Genomic DNA, 21993 nt, shown 5'->3' with positions numbered 1-21993 from the left:
GAATTAAAATCAAATAGTTATAGGCAATGCATCACCCAGAACAGCATAGATATTATGGATAAATATTATTTGACGCCAAAATATCCTTTGCAAGACACGGTTGTTATGGCGTACAGTTATCTGCTGAATTACAAGAACCAATAGGAAAAAATATGACCATAGAAGACCAATCGACCGAGAAGGCCCAAAGCAGTGTCCACGATGAACCGGACCAGATTGTTGAACCCGAAGAAGCCCTTCCGGAAATCGCCAAAGAAGACCTACCTCCCTCAATTTTAAGTGCCCTGAACAACGCAGGATGGGACCGACTTACCCCGGTCCAGGCAAAATCACTTCCATATCAGCTCCGCAACCGGGACCTCATGGTCCAGGCAAAGACAGGCAGCGGAAAAACAGGCGCTTTCGTTCTGCCAATGCTGGAAAAAATCGATCCCGCAATCAACTACACTCAGGCCCTTGTTCTGGTTCCCACCAGAGAACTGGCCAGACAGGTTGAACGTGAAGCCATGACTATTTTCAAGGACTCCGGGGTCAGAGTTCTTTCCGTATACGGCGGAGTCGGATACGGACGTCAGCGTGAAGAACTGCAAAAGGGAGCGCATATGGTCGTGGGCACACCGGGCAGGATACTGGATCACCTGCTGCACCGCACCTTCGACCTTGAGGATCTTCAAACCCTGATTTTCGATGAAGCCGACCGCATGCTCTCTATCGGGTTCTACCCGGACATGCGTGAAGTAAGACGCTACCTTCCGCGCCGCCCCATATCCACATACATGTTCTCCGCCACCTTCCCGGAACATGTACTCAGGCTTGCAGGGGAGTTCATGTATGAACCCCAGATGCTGAGCCTTAGCAGCAGCCAGGTCCATGTAACAGAAATAGAACACGTCTATTACGAAGTTCCGGCCATGGGAAGAGAGCGGCAGCTCATGCGCATACTGGAAATGGAGAATCCCGCTTCAGCCATAATTTTCTGCAACACAAAGGCCAATGTCGAATTCGTAAGTGCTGTGCTGGGCAACTTCGGGTTCAACGCCGCCCAGCTGACTTCCGATCTTTCCCAATCCAAAAGAGAGAACGTGCTGTCTCAGCTAAGGTCCGGAGAAATACGTTTTCTGGTGGCAACAGACATCGCCGCACGCGGAATAGACGTTCCCGACCTTTCCCACGTAATCATGTACGAACCTCCTGAAGACAAGGAATCTTACATTCACCGTGCAGGTCGCACAGGACGTGCCGGGGCATCCGGCATCGCCATATCCCTTGTGGATGTCATCCAGAAGCTGGAACTGCAACGCATCGGAAACGCCTACAATATAAATTTCGAATCCCGCACCCTGCCGAACGATGAGCAGGTGCTGGAAACCATAAACGAACGGCTGACCACCATTCTGGAAAGCAAATTCCGCACAAAAACAATCCTCGAAAGGGAGCGCATCGGCCGCTACAAAGATCTGGTCCGCCATCTGGCCGAAGACGAAGAACAGTGCATCCTTGTAGGAATGCTTCTGGACGAACTGTACCAGAAATCCCTGCACGCAGGCCCTGAACAGCCTCCGGCTCCCCTCCCTGCGCCTACACAGAGAAGAAGGAAACCCGCCCCGCGCAACAGCGGCGGAGGACAGAAAAATTCCAAGCAGCGGCGGAGCAGCTTCAAAAGAAAACGCAGATAATAAAAAGCCCCATTGTCAGTCCCTTCCATCTGAAGCCATGCTCACAGAAATCAACCGCTGGCTTCCGAAGGCGACTGAAGGCGCGAAATGAAAATACTGGAGAAAAGAAATGAAGCTTCTGTCAGATCAAATTGAAGGATACCTTGAAGGGTCGTCCTGGATTCGTAAAATGTTCGAAACAGGCATGGTGCTTAAAAAGAAATACGGAGAGGACGCAGTGTGCGACTTTTCGCTCGGTAATCCGGACGTGCCGGCTCCCGCAGTGGTGGGACAGGGACTCCGCGAACTGGCCGACAGCGCCGACAAGCCTTTCGCATTCGGCTACATGCCCAACTTCGGATATCCCACCCTCAGGGAAAAGCTCGCTGAAAGTGTTTCCGCCGAGCAGGGTGTAAAAGTATCCGGAAGCGACCTGATCATTACCTGTGGAGCTGCCGGAGCCATCAACGCTCTTTACAGGGCCATTCTGCAACCGGGCGATCAGGTTCTGTGCCCCGCTCCCTATTTTGTGGAATACGGTTTCTATGCCAAGAACTCCGGTGGAGAACTGGTTACCGTACCGTCCAAACCGCTTACCTTTGAACTCGATCTCGATGCCATTGAAAAGGCCATCAATGAAAAAACCCGTGTGGTGCTCATCAACTCCCCCAACAACCCGACCGGAGTCATCTACACCACCGAGGAATTGAAAAAGCTTGCCGCGATTCTCGACAAGGCCAATGAAGGCCGGGAACGCCCGATTTTTCTGGTTGCCGATGAACCGTACAGGTTTCTCGCTTTCGACGGAGCGGAAGTTCCTTCCATCCTGCCACTCTATCAATACAGTATTGTGGTCAGCTCCTTTTCCAAGAACCTTTCACTGGCCGGGGAACGCATAGGCTACACCCTGCTCAACCCGGGAATGGAAGGCAGGGAACATCTCATGGCCGGGCTGGTGCTCACCAACCGCATTCTCGGCTTTGTAAACGCTCCCGCAGTAGGCCAGAAGCTGCTGGAAAAAGCTCTGGGTGCGCAGGTGGACAAAGGCATATACCTTGAAAGACGCAACGCCATGGCCTCTGTTCTGGATGAAGGCGGCTACGCCTACACCATGCCCAGAGGAGCATTCTACTTTTTCCCCGAAGCACCCGGCGGAGATGACGTAAAATTCTGCGCAGCCCTGCAGGAAGAGAAAATTCTTGCTGTGCCGGGAACAGGATTCGGATTCCCCGGATATTTCAGACTCGCCTTCTGTGTAGGTGTGGACGTGATAGAACGTTCCCGCGAAGGATTCAAAAACGCCATGAAACCATTCAAATAATTAATGTCCCCGGCCCTTACGGGCCGGGGACATTAATTCAGGAAGATACGGTTATGCAAAGACTGAACAAGCTGATCGCTCACATCACTTCAAGGGTCAACGCAAACCTGCGTCCTATGGGGCTGGACGTCAGCCAGGTTGTAGAAACAACCCTTGAAAACATTAACCTGATCCGATACTACGCCTATTACGCTCTTTCCATCGATCATCCCATTTACTTTAACTTCCAGGAAAGCAACCTCGGAGGCTCATACTTTCTGGGCAAATGCGTGGTGGACCGCTCCATAATCCACCAGAGCGATGTCCGGGGAGATGAACTGAAAGGCAAGGGAACCAAAATCATGATCGGTGATGTGGAAACGGAACTTTACCGGGACGAGATCATACGCATCGTCAACTGTTTCATGATCAAAACCCTGGTTCACAACCATTCCAGAAACCCGGAAACACCGGAACAATTCCGTATTCTCAATGCCGTGGCCATGCATTATTCGAACATCCACGGGACCACTCTTGAAGGCGCCTATATCGGGCCGTTCGCCACCGCGGACCTTTCGGTAATGCATAACTGCATCCTTGGGAATTTCTGTTACGTACAGGCTGGCGACCTTTCGCGGGTATACATTGATCCGGGCCGCATCTGGATCAGAAAAGAACACACATACGAATTCAATTACCGCTATCCGCAGGCAATCCTCGAAAAATATGTTTCGTGGGACCAGAATGGAGAGTTGAGCGGACTGTTTGTGGATTTCCTGAAAGGGCGCAGAAGTGAATTCCTGCCGGTATACGACTCTCTGGCATTCGACTCGCCTGTTCCGGTTCCGGAAAACGCATTTCTCAGCCGATATTCACTGGTCAAGGGAGAATGCTCGCTCGGGGACAATACGCTGGTCGCACAGAGGGCCTGCATCGAAAATTCAGTACTCGGCAAGGGGTGCAATGCACAGGAAAACAGCTACATCGTAGACAGCATGCTTTCCGATCTGGTTATTGTGGCCCACGGCGGCAAGGTGGGACATACCAACATCGGGGAAAAGGTTTTCATCGGTTTCAACTCGTTCCTGCAAGGTACGGAAGAAAACAAAATCACTATCGGAACCGGCTCGATCATAATGCCCCACACCATCATACATGCCAAAGAGCCGATCACAATTCCGGATGAAACAATAGTATGGGGCTATGTAGCCACTGAAGACGATCTGAAAAGACATTCCATGGCTCTGCAGGATTTTGCAATGCAGAAAAACATGAACATGGACAGGATGACCTTCATTGGCGACGGAGCGGCTTTCGTAAAGGATTTTCAAAAAAGAATCGAACACATTCTGGTCGACAACGGAGCCCGATTCAACGGAGAGAAGGAAACACGCGGGCATGCCCAGAGAACCCGCAGCGTGTCCTACAACCTTGTTCAGCCTTACCTTGGCGGGGAGAAGGAAGGCATGTTCCCCACCATCATAGTAGACGACAGCTAATACGTATTCAGTAAAACAAGGCCTCCGGCAATAATGCCGGGGGCCGATCTTTCAACTAATCCATTTCCACGTATTCCACTTCCAGATTTTCCAGAAAAGTCCGCACACTCGCAGCAGATTCAGGGACATCCTCCATCTCTTTCTCCACGGCCCTTTCTTCAATCAACGCACCCAGCCGGGATAATTCGTCCAGCCCGTAAGCGGAACCGGTCCCTTTAAGCTTATGACCGAGCATTCGTATCTGATCAAAATCGCGGTCTCCAACGGCCCCTTCCAGTTCCAGCAGTTCTTTCCACCTTATTTCAAGGTACCGGGGCATAATCGCTTCAAGGTCTGCGTCCACCTGAATAACCATCTTCTTACTCATATCCAATCCTCCGGAGCAAAAGGCGCTTTATCCACAATGCATAACAATATTAACTGCTCCCCGGATTCTTTTCCACTTTTTTCAATTCATTTTTCTTATCTTTCTGCAGATCTGCACCAAGAAAATCCGATGTTTCGGGGAGTTGGAGTAAAAAATTGGTGTACGCTCCGACCTTGGCAGGCAGATTGGCAAAGGAACAATCCAGAACATGACCGCCGGATTTACGATCCTCGGTTATGAAATGCCAATGGAATCCATCTACGCCGATTCCGGCAACATATGCCGGACACCTGACACCGATCAGAGAACCTTTTATCTTGCTGAATTTGAAAACACCCTGCTCCTTAACAACATCCACCAAAGGAGGATAAGGTTTTTTCTGCGGAGGAACACTCCGCGCCCGCACGCTCCCGAATTCACCATCAATGCGCACGACATAAAAAATATTTTCCGATCCCAGAGCGCTGTCTATCTTTCGGTTGAGATCTTCAAGAGATGTAACATTGTCAATTTTAAGGATGGAATCGGTCTTGAACCGGGCAGCCACGGCAAACGGAGTGCGTGAAGCAGATGTCACGGTCTCTGCCTCTCCACGTTTATTTATCCGGTATACAATGCCGTCTACCAGCACCATTTCCCCGTCAAGACCGTTGAAAGTGCCAAGTCCGACATCGCCATGCTCCAAAAGCCCGGCAACAGTAAGTTCGCCGTCGTAGTTACCAAGAAGCAGTGAATCTATTGTGGAATACTGGTAAAGAGTGCCGTCCGCAAAGCACATACTGCAGGACAGCAACAGGAACAGCGCTACGAAAAAAACATTCCGCAGCCGCATCATCGATCTGTTCATTATATAAACCTACCGGGAAAATTGAAATTGCCGGTTTGAGCCTGTAAAGCTATCCCGAGAACCTTTTTCTGGTCCCGGAGCTCTTGGGATGCACATTTTTTTCCAGCCTTTTCAGCCAGATATCTCCACTATGGGTGGCAAAAAGAATCTTTCTCCCGACATTCCCGCCAACATCCATACGGCATGGAGAAAGCCCTCTTGCCTCAAGGCACTCAAGTGCAGCAGCCACATTGCGGTTTCCGATGCCGAGGGCTGACGGTGGCCGGACCTGCGCAGTGGTAAGCCCGGTGGCGCCTCCGAACAACTTTACTTCAAGCTCGTTTTGTCTGACCCCTAGACGCAGCATACACTTTAGCAAATGGTCAACCGCTGTGTCCACATATCTGCAAATCTGAATCATGGACTCGTTCCCGGTTTTAATTTCAGCGCGATAGGGCAGAAACGCGTGGCAGATAACGCCCTGCTTCGTTCGACGGGAATACATGGAGATAGCGACACAGGACCCCAACACGGTGGAAACAATGGTAGGCTTTACCCCTATGTATGCATCTCCGGTATGCAAGAAAACATGAGGTATATCAGAATCATTGAGAGGCATTATGTCTCGCTTTCGCTTTGGGGGCTTTTGTATGAAAAAAGGTGTGAGGAATTAACGTGCTGTAACACTTGTAACACGTAATTTCAGGATACGTAAATGGCGGAATGGGATATTATAATACACAATCAAGGCAGAGAATGCCCATAAAAAAGAATCTCGGAAAAGCCCTACTTACCGGACCGGATCATATCAATAACTTCCTCGAACTCTTCCAGCGGAGCGGCTCCGGTAACAGTTACTCCGTTCACCAGAAATACAGGAGAAGCAGTAAAACCGAGCTTTCTTGCCTCCCTGATATCTCCGTCCACTGTCTCGGCGACCTTTTTGCCTGCCAACTCCTTACGCAACCGGGCCATGTCCACACCGCAGGAAGCGGCCAGCCGGTCCAGTTCCGAGGTTCCGTTTTTCTTGATTTTCAATCTCTCGGTCAGAGCCATGTGGTTGAAACGCTTGGCCTTATCATGATTCTGCAATGCAATGGCCTCATAATAAAGGGCCACCTGTCTGGACATCTTGTGCAGTCCGAGGGGATTATGCCGAAACCGGTAGCTGATCTCCGGATGGGCACCAAGCAGCTTGATTACGGTTCCGTCCGCCCGGCTGCAGGTTGCGCTCTGGAAATCGGAAAAAACAATTATGGAGATGTCTCCGTCAGGATTACCCCACACAGGTCTTTCAGGATGGAGGGCGGCCACTTTGGGATTCTTGAGTTGCCGCAGTCTTCCGGCCCGGATTTTCGCCTTGTTTTTTTTCTCAAGCCCGACCTGAAGCAGATCGTAAAGTCTTTCCTCGTGCCCCTGCAGGGCTTCGAAAAGAAGGTCGGGATTGTCTTTCAGCACCTGACGGATCACTGCTTTCAATTCCGCGCTGTCCTCAGGATTCATATCTGCATGAGCAGGTATTACCCAAAGCACCGCAAGCAGTATAACCGACAGGACAGCCTTGACCATGCTCAGCCCCTGGTTGAAACAGCTTCGGCCGCCGCAAGGGCGGAATCGTATAATTCAAACATGGTCCCGAACCCGGATATTTCAAAAACTTCGCTGATCATTCCGGTTATACAGGAAAATGCAACAGCCCCGTCAATTTCCTTTATGCGCTTGGCCGCGAAAAGTATGGCCCTAAGCCCCGCGCTGGATATATATTCCAGAGAACTGAAGTCAAAGACAATCCTTGTCTCACCACCGTCTATGAACTTACAGACCTTTTCTTCAAAATCAGGTGAAGTTATGGCGTCCAGACGCCCGCTGACGCCAAGGACCAATGCCTTGTCGACTTTTTTTGAATTTATTTCCATCAGATATCTCCGCTAAAGACCTTCGTTCCATGAACTCAGTTTATGAGCATTCTAATTTTGTCCATTTACCGATGTTTGTAAAGGACATAAGCCGCCAGATTTATCCTCGAAAGGATGCCTGCCGCCCATCTACACGCTAAGCCCTGCTTTTCAACCGGAGTTCGCGGTCAATAAACTGGCTGAAAAGAAACGATACAGCGGAAAGGATTGCCGCTCCGATAAAAACGATCCTGTAATCCTGCATCCAGGCCAGCCCCCCGAGAGCGGGAACAAAGACTGCGGCAATGTGGTTGATGGTGAAGCTGACCGCCATGCTCGGGGCGATATCCTTGGGGTCCGCAATCTTCTGGAAAAAGGTTTTGATGGCCATGGTAAAGTTGTAGAAAATATTGTCCAGAACATAGAGAATACCGCCTACAACCGGGCTGTCGGTATATGCATACGCAGTAAAAATGAACACCAGTGCGGCGTACTCCAGACTAAGGACCTTGCGCTCACCGAAGCGGTTCACTGATTTTGCGATGATCGGATTGATGAAATAGTTAATGACGTTATTGAGCACAAACAAGCCCGCCACAGCCTGGATGGAATAATCAAACTTCTTGACCAACAGGAAAACGGCAAAAGCCACGAAAATCTGGCGTCTTGCCCCGGCCATGAAACTGAGGGCATAAAAGAGCCAGTAACGGGCCCGGAAGATCATCTTCTTATGCTGGACAGGAATATCGGTTGAAGACGGATCCTGAAAAAAGCAGTAGATACCGGCAATCACGGTTATAAGCCCGGCTCCGAAAAAGAGCTGGCTGTAGCTGAAATGGTCGGAGATGGACAGGATCACAATGCCCACGCCGATATTCGTAGCCGCTGCCAGACTGCGCAACCGGCCCATGACCAGCGGAGCCTCGGAATAGCCGAAATACTGCAGAGTCAGGGACTGGTTAAGGGTTTCATAGTAGTGGAACCCGAAAGACATGAGCAGAGTTGTGAACGCGATCCCGGCAAAGGACGGCATAAAACCGGTAATTGAAATCCCGAGTCCCATAACGATTACAGCTAAGGCGGCCAGCCGGTGCTCCTTGATAAAAACAAGCACGTAGATAACAAGCAGGGACAGAAAACCGGGAATCTCCCTGATCGAACCGACAAACCCGAACTCACCGCCATCGAGTTTAGCGACCTCGACCGCAAAGTTGTTCAGCAGTGTGCGCCAGCCCTGAAAACCGATAGCAGTGGCTATGGTCAGGACAAGCAGAAAAATATACATTTTACGGGAACTGATGTTCTTGATGGTCACGATTATATCCTTGGAATGGTGATATTGCTAATGGAAGCGGTGCAAAGCAGGAGGAAAAAGCTAAACCCGTGTCCGGTATAAGACAAGTAAAAAAACAGTATGAATCAAACGTCCCCTGATAGCTGGACACAGCCGCCAGGCGGGGACTATGCATGAACCGGAAAGCATACCGGAACTACTCTTTCCATCCCTCTGATACTGCGTTCATGAATAATTCCGGCAACGCCGATACCTGCAAAGGATAATTCCAATGCCCGATTTTCCTCCACCATACTGTGTAAGAATCAGCCCCCGCGCCAAAAACGTAATCATCAAACTCATCCCGGATAAAGGGATAGAAGTGGTGCTGCCCAGAGGAGTAAATCCAAAAGAAGTTCCCGGTTTTCTGGAAAAAAGGCGCGAGTGGATCGAAACAAACATACGCAGGCTCGAAAACAAAGGACTTTTTCTCGAAAAACCGCAACTGGTCCTGCCTGACAGAATCACTCTTACTGCTGCCGAAAAAATTTTCGAAGTAAGCAGAGTCAGAAACAACAAACAGGGCCTGACCCTGCGGGTCAACGTCAACAGGCTTCAACTGAGCGGCAGCGAATGGACCGATGAGGAAGAGCTTTACCTGCTAAAAAAATTTGTCCGCGACAGGGCCAGACTGTTTCTCGGACCTGAATTGCGCAACCTTTCCGCAGAACTGAACCTTCCTTTCGGCAGGATGACCATCCGCTCGCAGCGGAAACGCTGGGGCAGTTGCTCGGCCAGGGGCAACATCAATCTCAACATGAAACTCATGTTCCTGCCCTACAGACTGGTGCGCTACGTGCTCATCCATGAACTCTGCCACACAGTCCATCTGAATCATTCACCCAAATACTGGCGACTGGTCAGAATGATAGAACCGGACGTTGACGCTCTTGAGAAGGAACTGGGCGAGGCAGGTCCGCTGGTCCCCTCCTGGATGAATCATGAACAATAACAACACCGACTTTTCAACATGGTGTACAAAACACAGATAACTGCCTGTATTATCGCCATGTTTTAAACACACATGCTGTTCAAAACACGTTCAGCCGCCCTGCCGGCAGGCCGGAATTAAAATCAGACAATAAATCTGCCGGTCACGGAATCTGGGTTGGCAATGATCTCTTCCGGAGTGCCTTCGGCCACTATCCGGCCGCCGGACTCTCCGCCTCCCGGCCCCAGATCGAAAACATAATCCGAGGCCCGGATGACATCGGTATTGTGCTCGATGACAATGACCGTTGCTCCCTTGTCCACCAACTGTTGCAGAACCTTGATCAGTTTCCCGACCTCGTGCATATGCAGTCCGGTAGTCGGCTCGTCCAGTATATAGAGAGTACCGGGCAGGCTGCGTTTACCAAGCTCGCGGGAAATTTTGATCCTCTGGGCCTCACCGCCGGACAGGGTCGTGGCCGGCTGGCCCAGCTGCAGATATTCCAGCCCGACCTGTTCCAGCACTTCCAGCCTTCGCTTGAGCGTGGGGTGATTTTCAAAAAAAGCCTTGGCCTGCCGCACGGTCATATCCAGAACTTCGGCAATATTACGCCCCTTGTAGTCCACTTCAAGGGTCTGGCTGTTGTAGCGCCTTCCTTTGCAGACATCACAGGTGACATACACATCCGGCAGAAAATGCATTTCAACACGTATCTGGCCGTCACCCTTACAGGCCTCGCACCGACCTCCGCGCACGTTGAAACTGAATCTTCCGGGCTTGTAGCCGCGTTTGCGGGCCTCTTTGGAGGCAGTAAAAACCTTGCGGATTTCATCAAATATCTTGGTGTAGGTGGCCGGGTTTGAACGCGGAGTCCTGCCTATGGGAGACTGGTCTATGGAAATAACCTTCTCGATCTTCTCGATTCCACCGATGCCGTCAATAAGCCCCGGCTGATCCACCTTGACCCCGCGGGCAAGTGCCAGATGCTTGTACAGGGAATCCACCACCAGCGAACTCTTGCCGGAACCGGAAACCCCGGTAAAACAGCAGAGCACGCCAAGCGGAATGTCCACATCCAGATTCTTGAGGTTGTTGGTCCTCACCCCTTTGAGGCTGATCCAATCCTTGGGTTCGCGCCTCTTCTCAGGCTTATCCAGCGACAATTCCCCGCGCAGATATTTGGCCGTCAGGGACTGCGACTTTCCGAGCAGATCATCCACACTGCCCTGAAAAACAATCTCCCCGCCCAGCATTCCCGATCCGGGGCCGAGTTCAATGACGTGGTCGGCATGGCGAATAGTGGATTCATCATGCTCCACCACCAGAACGGTATTCCCGCGGGACTGCAGTGAACGCAGGGTTTCAAGCAGCCGTTCATTGTCACGGGGGTGCAAGCCGATGGAAGGCTCGTCCAGAACATACGTAACCCCGACCAGACCGGAACCGAGCTGACCTGCAAGCCGGATGCGCTGAGCCTCCCCGCCGGAAAGAGTCGCCATGTTACGTCCGAGATTCAGGTAATCAAGCCCCACGTTGACCATGAAGCCGAGCCTATGGGTCAGTTCCTTGAGCAGCGGTTCGGCAATGAGGTTCTCATGCCCGGCAAACTCCAGACCGTTCAGCCACTCAAGGGCCTTCTGGATGGACATGGAACAGAAATCGAAAATGGAAACTCCAGCGACCTTGACTGCCAGAGATTCGGGCCGCAATCTTGCCCCGCCGCAGGCCGGACAGGGCCGCGACTGCCGGAACCTTGCCAGCTCATCCCGCCAGATACTGCCAAGATTGTGACCGATCTCCAGCAGATCAACCACGCCTTCCCATCCCAGCGCTTTGTCACCGTAAAAAAGGGCCTTGCGTGCTTTTTCCGAAAATTCACTCAGCGGCGTATCAACTTTGAATCCGTGCTTTTTCCCCAGTGCCCGGAAATCCTCCTCGTAACGTTCGAACATGCGTGGGGATTTCCACGGAATCACAGCTCCGCCCTTGAGGGACAGTCCCTTGTTAGGCGCCAGCAGTTCCGGCTCGTAGTATTCCACGCTGCCGATACCGGAGCAGAGAGTACAGGCCCCCTGAGGACTGTTGAAGGAAAACAGCTGCGGCGAAAGCTTGGGCATGCTGATCTTGCATGAAGGACATGTCGACATAGTCGAGAGATAGATGTCCTCGCCGCCCACCAGCGAAACGACAATGGACTCATCCCCGTAACGCAGGGCAAGCTCCAGAGAATCGCCAAGACGTTTTTTCACGTCCCCTTTGATGACGAGCCTGTCCACCACAAGGTCCACGGAATGTTTCTTGTTCTTTTCAAGCTCGGGGACTTCATCAATGGAATAAATCTGCCCGTTCACCCGGACACGAACAAACCCTTCCTTTTTGAGCTTTTTGAACAGATCCTTATGTGTGCCCTTCTGGTGATCCACCAGCGGGGCGAGCAGCATGAACCTGGTCCCCTCTCCAAGGGCCATGATTCTTTCCAGTATCTGGTCCGAGGTCTGCGCCTCGATAGGCGTGCCGCATTCGGGACAGTGAAATTTTCCCAGTCTGGCGAAAAACACGCGCAGAAAATCGTATATCTCGGTCACGGTTCCGACTGTGGACCGGGGGTTGCGCGAAGTGGTCTGCTGCTCCAGAGAGATGGCCGGGGACAGCCCTTCGATCTTGTCAACCTGCGGCTTGTCCAGCTGCGGCAGGAACTGCCGGGCATAAGCGGACAGGGATTCCACATACCTGCGCTGCCCTTCTGCATAAACGATGTCGAACGAAAGGGTCGATTTTCCCGACCCGGAAGGTCCGCAGACCACAACCAGCTGATCTCTGGGAATATCCAGATCAAGGTCTTTGAGGTTGTGCTGTCTTGCCCCTTCAATATGTATGGATTTATTACTCATTATGATTGCCTTTGCCGCTGTGTTCGCAAATGCGGCGGCAGTGGAGGTGGAAAAGCTGCTCATGAAAATTATGAGGCTGAAGAAAAGACCATATCCCGAAATTACACTCTATTTTTTGCCACGCCTCAAGCATATGTCTATCTACAATTAACATAAAGTCAATCAAAATAAAACGAACGTTTTTCAGTGCGCAGTCAGATATAAAACCGGCAGCTGTAAAATTAACTCTTCGAGACCGGAAAGCTGAAGCCGATACGTTTTCCAGACCGGAAACCTTTCAGCCCACAAAATTTCTTCATGAAAAATTAAGACGAATGCAGATTATAAACACTGTTCGGTGGCAGGCAAGGCTATCAGGAACAATTATTGATAATTTATTTGTCGCTTTCATCCGGCCCACTGCCGTGGACAGCACAGGTGGTGAAGTTGTTTTCAACATCTTCAAGCCCGTTTTCCCTGATCTCTGAAATGAAAACTTCCACGAAATCAGGATCAAGCGAGGGGCCTGCAAGCCTGCGCAGAATGGCGAAGGCTTTATCAAGGTCCATTGCTTCCTGATAGGAACGAGTTGATGTTACGGCATCAAAGACATCGGCAATGCTGAGAATGCGCGCTCCGGGCAGAATATCATCCCCGCTGAGGCCGTTCGGGTAGCCGGTGCCGTCAAGCCGTTCATGATGGGAGCGCACGTAATCCAGCGCGGAGCCGAGAAAATCAAGCCCGCGCAGCATGTAAAATCCCCATTCCGGGTGCTGGCGGATTTCGGAAAGCATCTCGTCATCGACTTTTGTATCGATATTCTGAATCAGCCGGTCACTGAAGCCGATCTTGCCCATATCGTGCAATGTTCCGGCCACATGTACGGTCCAGACATCGTCCCTGCCCCAGCCAAGTCTCCGGGCCAGACGTTTACAATATATTCCGACCCGCTCACCATGTCCGCGGGTGTAGGGATCGCGCAGGCTGAGCCCCCTCGCAACGGCCCGAATTGTGGCCAGAATATTATTTTGCAGGTCCCGGTTGGCCTGTTCAAGTTCGAATTCACGAGCCTCGATGCGCACCATCATCAGCCCCACTGATTCCGCCAGTTCCTGAATCAGAGGATCATATGCATCCGTGGTCAACTGCATGATGTCGTTTGAATAATTGCCGCCGGAAATCTCCTGTATACAGGTCAATAATTCGGTTATGCCTTTCATCGGTTCTGTCCGGGGTTGCGAGTTGTGGTGCTTTTTTCCGTTTTTCAACCATTACTCTATTCTCACTAACCGCATGTTGTTGTAAAGTCCGTGTACGTATATACAGGTTTGTATCAAAAGCAGGGAATCCTGCTGTCAAACAAGTGAACAGGAGCATATTATGAATTCAACATTCAATTTTTTTATCCCCACGAACATTGTTTTCGGTCCCGGCCGGATCAAAGAACTCGCTACACTTCCCCTTCCCGGTAAAAAAGCCCTGATCGTAACCACTGCCGGCAAATCAGTAATCAAGTTCGGATACCTCGATATGGTGCAGGCCGGTCTCAAGGCACACGGAATAGAATCGGTGGTTTTCAACAAAATCCTGCCCAACCCCATAGTTGATCACGTCATGGAAGGAGCACAGGGTGCCCGTGACAACGGATGCGACTTCATCATAGGACTGGGCGGCGGAAGCCCGATCGACTCCGCTAAATCTATCGCCATAATGGTCAACAACCCCGGCCATTACTGGGATTACATCCACGGCGGAACTGGTAAGGGCCAGCCCGTAACCGAACCGGTGCTGCCGCTTGTAACCATTCCCACCACTGCCGGCACAGGCACAGAGGCCGATCCGTGGACGGTTATCACCAACATGGAAACGCAGGAAAAAATCGGTTTCGGCCTGATTCCCGAAACATTTCCGGTAATCTCCATTGTCGACCCCGAACTGATGGTCAGCGTACCGCCGCGCCTGACTGCATATCAGGGCATGGATGCATTCTTCCACGCTGCCGAAGGCTATCTGGCCACCTGCAGCCAGCCTGCCAGCGACCATTTTGCGCTCGGTTCCATCCAGTTGATCAATGAATACCTGCCCCGCGCAGTGAAAGACGGCAGCGACATGGAAGCCCGTACCGCTCTGGCCTGGGCCAGCACCCAGTCCGGGCTTGTGGAATCCACATCAAGCTGCATCTCCCAGCATTCCATGGAGCACGCCTTTTCCGCGTTCGATCCTTCCGTAACCCACGGTGCGGGGCTGATCATGCTTTCCATCCCCTACTTCAGCTTCATGGCCGGAAAGGTGCCAGAAAGGTTCCCGGCAATGGCAAAAGCAATGGGTGTTGACGTGGACGCGCTGCCCGAAAACGAACGGCCCATGGCTTTTATCAGCGCACTCAAGAATCTGATAAAAAACATCGGCTGTGATGACCTGAACATTAACGACTTCAAGCTCGACAAGTCCCAGTGCGAAGCCCTGGCCGAAAACGCCATGACCGCCATGGGATTCCTGTTCACCCTTGATCCCTACACGATGAGCAAGGAAGAGGTTGTGGGAATATTTAAAAAGGTATTTGAAGGGTAACGGCTGGATTAATTGAGTTGGAATTGTTTCCAATTATATAGGAAGAGTAAAAAAACTCCCTGCCTCGCACGAGACAGGGAGTTTCAATTTCCGAACATAAAATCCTAAAGACCTAAGCTCCGACATGCTCCCGATAAGCCTGTACGGTATTTATAAGAAGCTGGGCTATGGTCATGGGGCCGACACCGCCGGGAACCGGGGTCATGGCGCTGGCAACATCTTCAAGGGCGGCGTAATCGCAGTCGCCGACCAGACCGTCATCCGTGCGGTTGATGCCTACGTCCACAACTACCGCGCCGTCCTTGACCATCTCTTTCTTGATAAACTTGGGGATGCCGATGGCAGCAAAAACGAAATCCGCGGATTTGACTTCCTCGGCAAGGTCGGCCGTGCGGGAATGGCAGACTGTGACCGTGGCGTTGGCGAAATCACCGTACTGCATGAGCATCATGGCGAGCGGCTTGCCTACAATGTTGGAACGGCCTACCACAACGGCCTTTTTGCCGCTGGTGGGCAGGTTGTAGCGTTCCAGCAGAGTCATAATGCCCGCAGGGGTGCAGGAACGGAATCCGGGCAGACCGAGCATGAGCTTGCCTACGTTCATGGGATGGAAGCCGTCCACATCCTTGCCGGGATCGATCAGTTCAAGGCAGCGCTGGCTGTCCAGCCCCTTGGGAAGGGGAAGCTGCAGCAGAATGCCGTCAATGCTGTCATCCCTGTTGAGCTTCTGAATAAGATCCTCAAGATCCTGCTGTGAAACACCCGCATCGATTCTGTGGGCCGAGGAAACAATACCGGCCTTCTCGCAGGCAATTTCCTTGTTGCGCACATAAACCTGCGAGGCGGGATCTTCACCCACCAGAATGACTGCCAGACCGGGTGCCCTGCCGTATTTTTCCTTGAGTCCGTCTATTTCCACTTTCAGCTCTTCACGAATGGTCAGAGCCGTCTCTTTACCGTTAAGAACCTGCATAAAATTTCTCCACTTTTGAAGCCTCCGGCGGCCCTTCGGGGCCAAGAGACTATTTGATGCGCTTCGCGCTTTTGATAATTTGATTTCGCCGCCGGCGGCCAAAAGAGATAATCCCCTTTGGAATCCTTAATAGTTTAAGCTTGTTAACTTATTAAACTATTACACGGATAAAAATTTGTGTTTACCCCCTTCTCGGTGGGTTCAGGGCCCTAATACGTGCCTATTTAAATAAAAACAAGGCGGCAGATTCGGTCAAAAATAACCGAAACCACCGCCTTTGAAAATTGCTTTTCCCCGCCAGACTATCTGAATGGCAATAATCCTGAAAACCGACTCCTGCCCGAATCCCGGAGCGTAAGCCCGATAAAAGGTTCTGAAGGGGATGGGGTCCGGGAAAGGGGAAACTCTTGCAAGAGTTTCCCCTTTCCCGGCCGCCGGAAGCAAATTATTACTCTTCGCCGAAGAAGGCTTCCTTGAGAGCGGGACCGTAGTAGATACCGTCGTCTTCAAGGTCTTCCTCGATGCGCAGAAGCTGGTTGTATTTGGCAAGACGGTCGCTGCGGCACAGGGAACCGGTCTTGATCTGACCGGCATTGAGACCTACAGCGAGGTCGGCGATGAAGTCATCGCTGGTTTCGCCGGAACGGTGGGAAACCACGTTGGTGTAACCGGCGGTCTTGGCCAGTTCCATGGTATCCAGAGTTTCGGTAACGGTTCCGATCTGGTTGAGCTTGATCAGAATGGAGTTGCAGGCTCCGCGTTCGATACCTTCAGCGAGGATTTCGGGGTTGGTTACGAACAGGTCGTCACCTACAAGCTGAATTTTTTCGCCGAGAATGTCGGTCATCTTTTTCCAGCCGTCCCAGTCGCCTTCGGCAAGGCCGTCTTCGATGGAGATCAGCGGGAAACGTTCTACGAAGTCGGAGTAGAAGTCGATCATTTCTTCGGCGGTGAATTCCTTGCCTTCACCGGCCAGAACGTACTTGCCGTCCTTGTAGAATTCGGAAGCGGCGGCATCAATTGCCATGGCGATATCTTCGCCGGGGCGGTATCCGGCCTTTTCAATGGCCTTGATGATGTATTCAAATGCCTGGGCGTGGGATTCGAGGTTGGGAGCGAATCCGCCTTCGTCACCCACTGCGGTGTTGTGACCGTCAGCGGCAAGGATGCCTTTGAGGGCATGGAAGGTTTCTGCACCCATGCGCAGGGCTTCCGCAAAAGTTTCCGCGCCGATAGGCATGATCATGAATTCCTGAATATCGAGGTTGTTGGGGGCATGTTCGCCACCGTTGATGATGTTCATCAGGGGAACGGGCAGAAGTTTGCCGTTAACACCGCCGAGGTACTGGTAAAGGGGAATACCGAGCAGGTTTGCTGCGGCTCTGGCAACTGCCATGGAAACGCCGAGCATTGCGTTTGCGCCGAGTCTGTCCTTGTTTTCGGTTCCGTCAAGCTCGATGAGCAGGTTGTCGATGGAAACCTGCCGCAGGGCGTCCTGGCCTACAAGGGCTTCGGCGATTTCTTCGCGAACGTTGGCAACTGCCACCTGCACGCCTTTTCCGTTGTAACGGTCCTTGTCGCCGTCACGCAGTTCAAGGGCTTCACGGGTACCGGTGGATGCGCCGGAGGGCACTGCGGCACGCCCGGTTGCTCCGGACTCGAGAACTACTTCAACTTCAACGGTGGGATTGCCTCTGGAATCAAGAATCTCTCTGGCCCAAACAGCTACGATAGTGCTCATGACATTTCTCCTTGAAAATAAATCAACATTTTCCGGTTAGTTGGACACACCGGGCTCACTCCCGGCAAAAAACCTACACTAAAACTTTTTTCTCATGTCGAACCAGCCCATGCGCAAACCGTCCAGCAGCAGGGTCGGTTCAACACGGTCAATGGCCCGGCATACATCGGCAATAATTGTTGCGAAGCCTCCGGTGGCAATAAGTTCCACCTCACCGCCGAGGGTTTCGGCCAGACGATCACGCAGCCCTTCGACCATGGCGGCGAATCCGAAAATAAGTCCCTGATTCAGGCTGTCCGCGGTACTTCTGCCCGGTCTTATTACCGGGGACTCGATCTCCAGGGAAATATGCGGCAGCTTCGCGGTTCCGGAGGCCAAAGCCTTTGTGGAGGACAGCACTCCGGGACAGATAAGCCCGCCGAGGTAGTCATCCCCGACGACACAGTCGAAAGTGGTGGCCGTACCGAAATCGACCACGATCAGCTTTTCGCTGCGGCTGATCCTGCGTGCGGCAAAGGCGGTAACCAGACGGTCCGCCCCGACCTCCCAGGGCCTTTCATACCTGTTGTTGAGCTCAAGCGGAATGGATTCGGGCGCAAAACGCAGTTCACAGGGAAAAAAGCGCTCCACAGCGCTCTTCAGAATCGGATTCATGGGCGGCACAACCGAGGAGACCGCCCCACCGGCGATATCCGCGTGGGAATATCCGGCCACCCGGCATATTTCCAGCAGCTTGAGCCCCCAGGAATCGGCAGTTCCGCCCGGGTCTGTAGGCAGTACGAATGAGGGGCCGATGTCGTCCCGACCGGAAAATCCGATCTTGGTATTGGTATTGCCTACATCAAAAAGAAGGATGGTTTCAGAACTCAAAACAAATCTCCATAAAATCCGCAACAGAGCTTGCTCCAAAACTCCCTTTACCACATTAAGGTAAAACTAAAAACAAATTTGCTGTATCATTCAGGAGCCGAACCCGTTAAATTCACAGACCTGAATGACCGCCTACTCTATTATTTAAAAGGAATCAATGGGGCAAATGATCTTTTTCGAACACTAAAATGTTCACTTTCCAACATTTTGTGTAAGAATCTGATACTTTATTGACACAAATAGAAATTAAACATAGTTTAATGACAATCCAGAAATATTATCAAACAACCATTCAAGCCGTACGGGGAGAGCAAAGTGCCGGATAAAAAACTTCTGTCCATAGCAGAAATTTCCCGTCTCCTGGAAGTTCCCGAATCAACTCTGCACTACTGGAAAAACCGCTTTGCCCAGTACCTGCCGAGTTCCGGGCACAACCGGCAGAAACGCTTCCGGCCCGAAGCCCTGGAAGCATTCAGACTCATATCCGCAATGCTGAAGCAGGGACATACCGCAGAAGATGTAATGGCCGAACTTTCACGCAGGTATCCGGTAAATGTGAGCGTTGATCAAGGCGGGACACCGCCGGAACTTCCCGGGCCGACTTCCGGACAGCCTACTATGGAAGCTGCCGTACAGATGGCCGCAGCCATGGGTTCTGAAATAGCAAAATCCATCAATGACGGCCTCAAAGGCCTTATGGCCTGCATTCCCGCCCAGACCATGCTCCCGGATGAGCTGCAGGACAGCATGGATCAGACTGCCAGAAACATTAGTGAGCAGGGAGAAGCCTTGAAAAGTCTGAAGTCCGAAAACACGGAACTCAGAGAAAAGCTCGCCGTAATGGAAGCGGAACTCATCAGGCTGCGCAAAGACCGCCGTGAAATGGAAAAGTATCTCCTTGACAAGCTCAAAGGCGTAACTAATTAAGTCTGGCCTGCATTGCAAGGCATTCCCCTTATAAAATTCCAATTACCTTCCGCCCTTAATGTTCAGGCCGGAAGGGATTTTGTATTACCGGAGGAAAACTATGACAGCACAGACCGAAAAATTCGAATTCAAGGCAGAAGTAAACCAGCTTCTGGACATCCTGGTCCACTCCCTCTACACCAACCGCGAAATCTTCCTGCGCGAACTGGTTTCCAACGCATCCGACGCTCTTGATAAAATGCGTTTCGCCATCAACAGCGACCCGGACCTGAACGACGACGTCGACCCGGAAATCACCATTTCCTACAACGAAGACAACAAATCCGTGATCGTATCCGATACCGGTATCGGCATGACCAAAGAAGAAGTGATGGCCAACATAGGTACCATCGCCCATTCCGGTTCGGCCGAATTCGTGAAAAGGGCTGCGGATTCCAAGGAAAATCTGGACACGCTCATCGGCCGTTTCGGCGTGGGTTTCTATTCCATATTCATGGTTTCGGACAAGGTCGTGGTCCGCACCAAGTCATACAAGCAGGACGAACCCGGTGTTCAGTGGGTCTCCGACGGCAAAAGCGCCTACGAACTGACCACTCTCGACGAAGAAATGGGTCATGGAACGACCGTTGAAATATTCCTCAACGAAGAAAACAAAGACCGTTTCGGCTCCGAGGACACCCTCAAGGGCATTGTAAAAAGACATTCCAACTTCGTTTCCTTCCCGATCATGATCGGCGGAGAAAGAGTGAATACTGTCCCCGCCCTGTGGCGTGAACCGAAATTTCAGATCAAACCCGAGCAGTACGAAGAATTCTACAAATTCCTTACCTATGACTCGCAGCCGCCCATCGACACTCTGCACTTTTCCGTTGATGCGCCGGTACAGTTCAACTCCCTGCTCTTCATTCCGGAAAACGATCTCGACATATTCGGAATGGACCGCGACAACTGGGGCCTCGACCTCTATGTTCGCCGCGTGCTCATCGAAAAGCAGAACAAGAACCTGCTTCCCGAATACTTAAGCTTCATCAAGGGAGTCGTGGATACCGAAGACCTTCCGCTCAACATCTCCCGTGAAACCCTGCAGGACAACCTGCTCATAGGCAAAATCAGCGCCACCCTGACCAAGCAGGTCCTCGGACAGCTGGAAAAACTGGCTGCGGACGATCCGGAAAAATACGCAAAATTCTGGAAAGCCCATTCCAAGATATTCAAAGCCGGACATATGGACTTCATCAACAGGGAAAAATATTCGAAACTTCTGCGCTTCGACTCATCCAATGCAGACGGAGAAACCCTCGTTTCCTTTGACGACTACATCGAACGCGCCAAGGAAGAGCAGAAAGAAATCTACTACGCTTTCGTAGCCAGCCGCGAAGCCGCGAACCTCAACCCGCACCTTGAGATCTTCCGCCGCAAGAACCTTGAAGTTCTCTATCTGTATGAACCCATTGACGAGTTCGTAATGGAAGGGATGCGCGAGTACAACGACTTCACCCTTGTCGCAGCCGAATACGCGGACCTTGAAAAACTGGACAAATTCGAATCTTCCAAAAAAGAGGACGAACCGGCCCCGCTTTCCGAGGATCAGGAAAAGGACATGCAGGCTCTGGCAGACAGGATGAAGGAAATTCTCGGAGACCAGGTTGCCGAAGTCAAGATTTCGGAACGCCTTTCCGATTCCCCCTGCCGTCTGGTAAACCCCGATGGACACATGACCTCTTCCATGGAAAAGCTCATGAAAGCCATGAACAAGGACAGCTCCATCCCGGCCAAGACCATGGAAATAAACGCAGACCACCCGCTTTTGCGCTCCATGCTGGCTATTTTCAAGACAAATGCCGATGACGAATTCATCGCTCTGTCCGCAAGGCAACTGCTTGAATCCGCCCTCCTGCTCGAAGGCTACCTTAGCGACCCCCACGCACTGGTCGGACGTATCCAGAACCTCCTGACCAAGGCCGGTGGCTGGTACGCCGAACTCGAAAAGAAAGACTGATCCTGACAGCCTGCAATTAACCGCACTATTTGCCCACCAAAAGGCCCCGGATAATTCTCCGGGGCCTTTTCTCCGCAGAACTCCACCCCGACTATCCTAATCGGAATACCCCTTGAACCCCTGAAGCCAAAACTCTGTTTCTGCAGGGCCAGCACATTTTTATAACACATTTATACAAACCTTTGTTGAACCGAAAAAGACAAAGGAGTATTATTGCTGGAAGCCTGTACAAAAAT

At 51.7% G+C, this 21993-nt stretch carries 19 protein-coding genes; 7 read left to right on the top strand and 12 right to left on the bottom strand.

Features of this window, described 5'->3' with window-relative positions; all coding sequences use genetic code 11:
* Positions 1-152: 152 nt before the first annotated feature.
* The 3 genes from ACKU4E_RS15465 (at position 153) to ACKU4E_RS15455 (ending at position 4454) form a co-directional block, all read left to right on the top strand.
* Positions 153-1676, top strand: coding sequence for a DEAD/DEAH box helicase (locus ACKU4E_RS15465; RefSeq protein ID WP_320171982.1), 1524 nt, complete (start codon positions 153-155; stop codon positions 1674-1676).
* A gap of 109 nt (positions 1677-1785) precedes the next feature.
* Complete coding sequence (locus ACKU4E_RS15460; RefSeq protein ID WP_320171981.1) at positions 1786-2976, top strand: pyridoxal phosphate-dependent aminotransferase; 1191 nt, start codon at positions 1786-1788, stop codon at positions 2974-2976.
* 53 nt (positions 2977-3029) lie between these two features.
* Positions 3030-4454 (top strand): transferase, encoded by a 1425-nt coding sequence (locus tag ACKU4E_RS15455; RefSeq protein ID WP_320171980.1) that lies wholly within the window; start codon positions 3030-3032, stop codon positions 4452-4454.
* Between the two features lie 55 nt (positions 4455-4509).
* Here the strand turns inward: ACKU4E_RS15455 and ACKU4E_RS15450 are convergent, their stop codons facing one another.
* The 6 genes from ACKU4E_RS15450 to ACKU4E_RS15425 all read right to left on the bottom strand — a co-directional run bounded on the left by ACKU4E_RS15450 (position 4510) and on the right by ACKU4E_RS15425 (position 8857).
* The gene (locus ACKU4E_RS15450) at positions 4510-4821 is read right to left on the bottom strand and encodes an Hpt domain-containing protein (RefSeq protein ID WP_320171979.1); all 312 of its coding nucleotides are present in this window, start codon (positions 4819-4821) and stop codon (positions 4510-4512) included.
* A gap of 49 nt (positions 4822-4870) precedes the next feature.
* Positions 4871-5668 carry an acetolactate decarboxylase gene (budA, locus tag ACKU4E_RS15445; RefSeq protein WP_320171978.1) on the bottom strand — a complete coding sequence of 266 codons (798 nt, stop codon included), beginning with the start codon at positions 5666-5668 and terminating at the stop codon, positions 4871-4873.
* A 49-nt stretch (positions 5669-5717) separates the two neighbouring features.
* Positions 5718-6266: a chemotaxis protein CheD gene (locus tag ACKU4E_RS15440; protein ID WP_320171977.1), complete on the bottom strand. Its 549-nt coding sequence runs from the start codon at positions 6264-6266 to the stop codon at positions 5718-5720.
* 167 nt (positions 6267-6433) lie between these two features.
* The gene (locus ACKU4E_RS15435) at positions 6434-7216 is read right to left on the bottom strand and encodes a DsbA family protein (protein ID WP_320171976.1); all 783 of its coding nucleotides are present in this window, start codon (positions 7214-7216) and stop codon (positions 6434-6436) included.
* Between the two features lie 2 nt (positions 7217-7218).
* Positions 7219-7563, bottom strand: coding sequence for an STAS domain-containing protein (locus ACKU4E_RS15430; protein ID WP_320171975.1), 345 nt, complete (start codon positions 7561-7563; stop codon positions 7219-7221).
* Positions 7564-7699: 136 nt separating this feature from the next.
* Positions 7700-8857, bottom strand: coding sequence for an MFS transporter (locus ACKU4E_RS15425; protein ID WP_320171974.1), 1158 nt, complete (start codon positions 8855-8857; stop codon positions 7700-7702).
* Between the two features lie 250 nt (positions 8858-9107).
* Between ACKU4E_RS15425 and ACKU4E_RS15420 the strand changes: the two genes are divergently transcribed.
* Entirely contained in the window at positions 9108-9827 is a 720-nt protein-coding gene (locus tag ACKU4E_RS15420; protein WP_320171973.1) for a SprT family zinc-dependent metalloprotease, read from the top strand.
* Positions 9828-9949: 122 nt separating this feature from the next.
* Here the strand turns inward: ACKU4E_RS15420 and uvrA are convergent, their stop codons facing one another.
* Both uvrA and ACKU4E_RS15410 read right to left on the bottom strand, forming a co-directional pair.
* Entirely contained in the window at positions 9950-12697 is a 2748-nt protein-coding gene (gene uvrA, locus ACKU4E_RS15415; protein ID WP_320171972.1) for an excinuclease ABC subunit UvrA, read from the bottom strand.
* A gap of 374 nt (positions 12698-13071) precedes the next feature.
* Positions 13072-13896 (bottom strand): HD domain-containing phosphohydrolase, encoded by an 825-nt coding sequence (locus tag ACKU4E_RS15410; RefSeq protein ID WP_320171971.1) that lies wholly within the window; start codon positions 13894-13896, stop codon positions 13072-13074.
* A 160-nt stretch (positions 13897-14056) separates the two neighbouring features.
* Between ACKU4E_RS15410 and ACKU4E_RS15405 the strand changes: the two genes are divergently transcribed.
* Positions 14057-15247: an iron-containing alcohol dehydrogenase gene (locus ACKU4E_RS15405; RefSeq protein WP_320171970.1), complete on the top strand. Its 1191-nt coding sequence runs from the start codon at positions 14057-14059 to the stop codon at positions 15245-15247.
* A gap of 112 nt (positions 15248-15359) precedes the next feature.
* Here ACKU4E_RS15405 and folD read toward each other — a convergent pair whose 3' ends face one another.
* From folD to ACKU4E_RS15385, 4 genes are all read right to left on the bottom strand, one after another.
* Positions 15360-16220: a bifunctional methylenetetrahydrofolate dehydrogenase/methenyltetrahydrofolate cyclohydrolase FolD gene (gene folD, locus ACKU4E_RS15400; RefSeq protein WP_320171969.1), complete on the bottom strand. Its 861-nt coding sequence runs from the start codon at positions 16218-16220 to the stop codon at positions 15360-15362.
* Positions 16221-16472: 252 nt separating this feature from the next.
* Positions 16473-16664 (bottom strand): hypothetical protein, encoded by a 192-nt coding sequence (locus tag ACKU4E_RS15395; RefSeq protein WP_320171968.1) that lies wholly within the window; start codon positions 16662-16664, stop codon positions 16473-16475.
* A gap of 4 nt (positions 16665-16668) precedes the next feature.
* A complete protein-coding gene (gene eno / locus ACKU4E_RS15390; RefSeq protein ID WP_320171967.1) occupies positions 16669-17961 on the bottom strand; it encodes a phosphopyruvate hydratase in 1293 nt (430 codons plus the stop codon).
* A gap of 78 nt (positions 17962-18039) precedes the next feature.
* On the bottom strand, positions 18040-18831 hold the full coding sequence (locus ACKU4E_RS15385) for a type III pantothenate kinase (RefSeq protein WP_320171966.1): 792 nt from the start codon (positions 18829-18831) through the stop codon (positions 18040-18042).
* A 315-nt stretch (positions 18832-19146) separates the two neighbouring features.
* Between ACKU4E_RS15385 and ACKU4E_RS15380 the strand changes: the two genes are divergently transcribed.
* Both ACKU4E_RS15380 and htpG read left to right on the top strand, forming a co-directional pair.
* Positions 19147-19758, top strand: a complete 612-nt coding sequence (locus ACKU4E_RS15380; protein WP_320171965.1) for a MerR family transcriptional regulator — start codon at positions 19147-19149, stop codon at positions 19756-19758.
* 100 nt (positions 19759-19858) lie between these two features.
* Positions 19859-21757, top strand: a complete 1899-nt coding sequence (gene htpG, locus ACKU4E_RS15375; protein WP_320171964.1) for a molecular chaperone HtpG — start codon at positions 19859-19861, stop codon at positions 21755-21757.
* The last annotated feature ends 236 nt before the right edge of the window (positions 21758-21993 follow it).

Source organism: Maridesulfovibrio sp. (assembly GCF_963677005.1).
Taxonomy (GTDB): Bacteria; Desulfobacterota; Desulfovibrionia; order Desulfovibrionales; family Desulfovibrionaceae; genus Maridesulfovibrio.
The sequence above is the reverse complement of the archived record's forward strand: the minus strand, read 5'-3'. Positions and strand labels throughout refer to the sequence as shown.